This window comes from Candidatus Sodalis sp. SoCistrobi (genome assembly GCF_900143145.1).
Lineage (GTDB): Bacteria > Pseudomonadota > Gammaproteobacteria > Enterobacterales > Enterobacteriaceae > SoCistrobi.
Window position 1 is genome coordinate 1 of the sequence record NZ_FRDB01000285.1, and the last position, 3,026, is coordinate 3,026.

Below are 3,026 nucleotides of genomic sequence, written 5' to 3' on the forward strand. Positions count from 1 at the left end.
CTGCTCGGGCGGCTGGGTTACATCCCTCCTACTGAAGCCGAAATGAACTATTACGCTTTGCAATTAGCATCAGAGGAAGCGGCGTAGTATTGCCAAAATTACTCTCTAATAAACTCGGGGTTATTCATTTCTGCCGCCACGTTTTACCCCGTACTGCTCAATCGACAGGTCAATCAATGCCTGGATATCGACAAACGCGCGGTGTTTAAAGTCTCGCAATGCCTCATGCAGCGGCCGGGCGCGCGCCACAATATCTTTAACCAACGCGTCGCGCTCCTTATCAATGGGTTTTACCATGGTGTCGGGTATCAATACGCCTTTAGCGTCCTGCCAGTAGCCGGCGGGTACTGTATTGTCATGTGAGTTAGTGGACATGATGACCTCTCCTGTTAAATGCATTGGCAATAGCGCCTTTATTAATCGCCTCGAAATCAGCCCGGCACGATAATACGGTGGCAAGTGCATCGTGAATAAACTGGGCTTCCTTCTTTTCAACTTCACTGCCCACACCGCTGGCATTAATATTCATATCAATGCCGAGGGGCGTTTGCTGAACAACGATTTTAATTTCAATTGTCATAAGAGCCTCAATGTAATGACGCTGACCAAATCACCTTGCACCCACCTTTCATGAATGCCCCTTGCTTAAAATCACCCTGTGCGTTTTTGCCCACGGTGATATAATTCGCCTGGCCCTGTTTTAATAACTGCTCACAGAGCGGATGGTGTGCAATACGGATAACGGGTTTGCAATTATGCAATATCACGCTTTTTACGCTCACGCCTCTTATCGTCAAATAATGAATAACGGCTCCTGCCTGCGTCATCGCGGCGATAAGATGAGTGTTGGTCGATGCCGCTTTATGATGGACTGACATACTTTCCTCCTTCAATGAATGAGCATTTCTGCATAGCGGTCGATTAACGTCACGGACATCCCCTGATTGCCGATAGCACTTGTCCGGGCCACCCCGCGCGCCAGTTTAAACAGGCGGCGATAATTGCCCCGTGAATGCTTGCGAAAGGCGGCGGCAATCTCCGGCGCAAGCGGCTCGCCCGTGGCCTCACCGTTCGATAACAGGCTGCCCAGAATGGCACTGAAATCCTCGACGTCACTTTCTTTCTTACGAGACTCCAGGTCTAACGCCATGCCCACCCGGCTATAAAGCTGGGCGTATTCCCCGCGTGAGCCTTTCAGATTGAGCAACAGGCGTGGCATCCCCGCCAGCACGATGGCCACCCCGGAACGGTCGTGAATGCGGCGCAGGACCTCAAGCGCCCGGTAGGGCAGCAGCTCAGCCTCGTCAACCAGCACCAGCCAGTTTTTGTCGCGCAGCCCCTGCACACACTCCTCGACCAGCTCGTGGATATTGCCGGTTTTCCGCAGACCCAGCCGGGCGCACAGCGCCTGCAATAACACCTTGGCGGTATAGCCGGGGTCGGCTTCAATCAGAATGACGCCTTTATTGGCGCTGTTGGCGCGCACATACTCTTTCAGCACCATGCTTTTTCCCATGCCGGCCGGGCCGTATATCACACCGATATCGCCGAAGTCGTGAGTGGCACTAATCAGGTCCAGCGCCACCCTGGCCAGATGGGTCGGCACAAAATTCACCTTAATATCCCGCCGGTGAGCGCGCTCTGTTTCGCGGTCAAGAAAATCCCGCAGCGTACCCTCGACGTTATCAATATTGCCGTTGTAAACCCCCTTTAAATATTGTGAAATGGTTGCGCCGCTTAATCCGGTTTTAACGGCCACCTTGCGCTGGGTGTAGCCTGACCGCGCCATCAGCTGGAAAATACGTTCTCGCGTTGTCATACAATATATCCTTAGCGGTTATTACCGACCTGCTTGATATCGTGCTCATATTCAGATTCAAATAAATACACCTTCTCTTTTTCAGGTGCCGACACCTGGGGTATCAGCAGGCTGTAATCGCTTTCCCTGGGTGCGTCAATCACCGGACGTAATTCGTCTTTCGCATCCTGAATTTTGCTTTCGGCCAGTTTAATGCGACGCTTGGCGCGCGCCTCCAGGGCTTTTTCCACTCTGGAGACCGGCACCGGCGAGGCCGTATTGCCATTCCACAGCGCGGTGCAAAGATAGGCCCCGTCCATCTGGCGAATAATCACCTCGTTGGGATTATGGATATCGTAGGCCACCCTTACCGTCTGGCGGTCTACCTCAATCAGCTCCCGGGCAAAATACTGGTTATTCAACAATTCAACCCAACCGCGCTGGGCCACCCGTTTCTCTTCCGGCATAAACATCTCGCGCAACTCGCCCGGCGTCAGGTATTCAATGTTGTCTCCTTCCTCAGCCAGCAGGGCCTTGCGGTAAGCAACCGGCGTCATCGACTTGCCGTTGACCTTGGGCAAGGCGCTATGCTCGTGGCTGTGGTTATAGCACTGCACCTCTTCCTCGATAGCGTCTATCAGCTGCCGCCAGCTGGGCAATATCGCCAGCGTTTTCTGCTGAACAGGATTCAACTCTTTACCCTGACGCAAGGCATTCGACAGACTCAGCAGTTTTTGTCCCTGCACCCGCACTCCGTTGGGGTCAGCGCTCAATCCGTTATAGGTCTGAAAGCGCAGGGCCAGCCTGCGTGGCAGCACCCCGTTGAGGCGCTCAATAATGCCCCGCGCCTGCGGATTGCCGGGGATACCGGTAATATGCTCAATGCCCAGCCGGGGAAAAATCCCGGTGATATCCGCATCCAGCATCTTGTTGGTCTCACCACCGCCGTTATCGGAGTAGGCAAACAATGGCTTGCCGTGGTGCTGGATGGCATAACGCCACGCATCGGCCACCGCGATGGCGTTTTCCGCCAGTGACAGGCTCCAGCCCACCAGATAGCGGGTGCGCCCGTCGAGCACCAGGGTCAGCTCCGGGGTAAAGGCATAGGTATCTACACATTTATCGTGATACCTGTTATTACTTTGCAGAATGATTTCAACCTATCTGTTGGCGGGATTGACTCTCGCCTTACCCGCCGATATCAGACGCGGGTTAAACAGCATATGAC

General features: G+C 53.8%; 5 protein-coding genes. All 5 read right to left on the bottom strand.

The window, feature by feature from the left end; all coding sequences use genetic code 11:
* Nucleotides 1-120 precede the first annotated feature (120 nt).
* The 5 genes from CINSTRO3249_RS14460 to CINSTRO3249_RS14480 are packed head-to-tail and all read right to left on the bottom strand — an operon-like array spanning nt 121 to nt 2,877.
* The gene (locus CINSTRO3249_RS14460; protein WP_074013765.1) at nt 121-375 is read right to left on the bottom strand and encodes a DUF3164 family protein; all 255 of its coding nucleotides are present in this window, start codon (nt 373-375) and stop codon (nt 121-123) included.
* Complete coding sequence (locus CINSTRO3249_RS14465; RefSeq protein ID WP_074013766.1) at nt 365-580, bottom strand: hypothetical protein; 216 nt, start codon at nt 578-580, stop codon at nt 365-367. The genes CINSTRO3249_RS14460 and CINSTRO3249_RS14465 overlap by 11 nt, the downstream gene beginning before the upstream one ends.
* Nucleotides 581-587: 7 nt before the next feature.
* Entirely contained in the window at nt 588-878 is a 291-nt protein-coding gene (locus CINSTRO3249_RS14470; protein ID WP_074013767.1) for a hypothetical protein, read from the bottom strand.
* Nucleotides 879-889: 11 nt separating this feature from the next.
* Complete coding sequence (locus tag CINSTRO3249_RS14475; protein WP_074013768.1) at nt 890-1,819, bottom strand: AAA family ATPase; 930 nt, start codon at nt 1,817-1,819, stop codon at nt 890-892.
* Nucleotides 1,820-1,830: 11 nt separating this feature from the next.
* Nucleotides 1,831-2,877: a Mu transposase C-terminal domain-containing protein gene (locus tag CINSTRO3249_RS14480; RefSeq protein ID WP_074013769.1), complete on the bottom strand. Its 1,047-nt coding sequence runs from the start codon at nt 2,875-2,877 to the stop codon at nt 1,831-1,833.
* Nucleotides 2,878-3,026: the final 149 nt, after the last annotated feature.

What these genes read in the sequence shown, in the direction of transcription:
- CINSTRO3249_RS14475 (WP_074013768.1), bottom strand. Translation starts at nt 1,819, where the DNA reads ATGACAACGCGAGAACGTATTTTCCAGCTGATGGCGCGGTCAGGCTAC.
- CINSTRO3249_RS14465 (WP_074013766.1), bottom strand. Translation starts at nt 580, where the DNA reads ATGACAATTGAAATTAAAATCGTTGTTCAGCAAACGCCCCTCGGCATT.
- CINSTRO3249_RS14470 (WP_074013767.1), bottom strand. Translation starts at nt 878, where the DNA reads ATGTCAGTCCATCATAAAGCGGCATCGACCAACACTCATCTTATCGCC.
- CINSTRO3249_RS14460 (WP_074013765.1), bottom strand. Translation starts at nt 375, where the DNA reads ATGTCCACTAACTCACATGACAATACAGTACCCGCCGGCTACTGGCAG.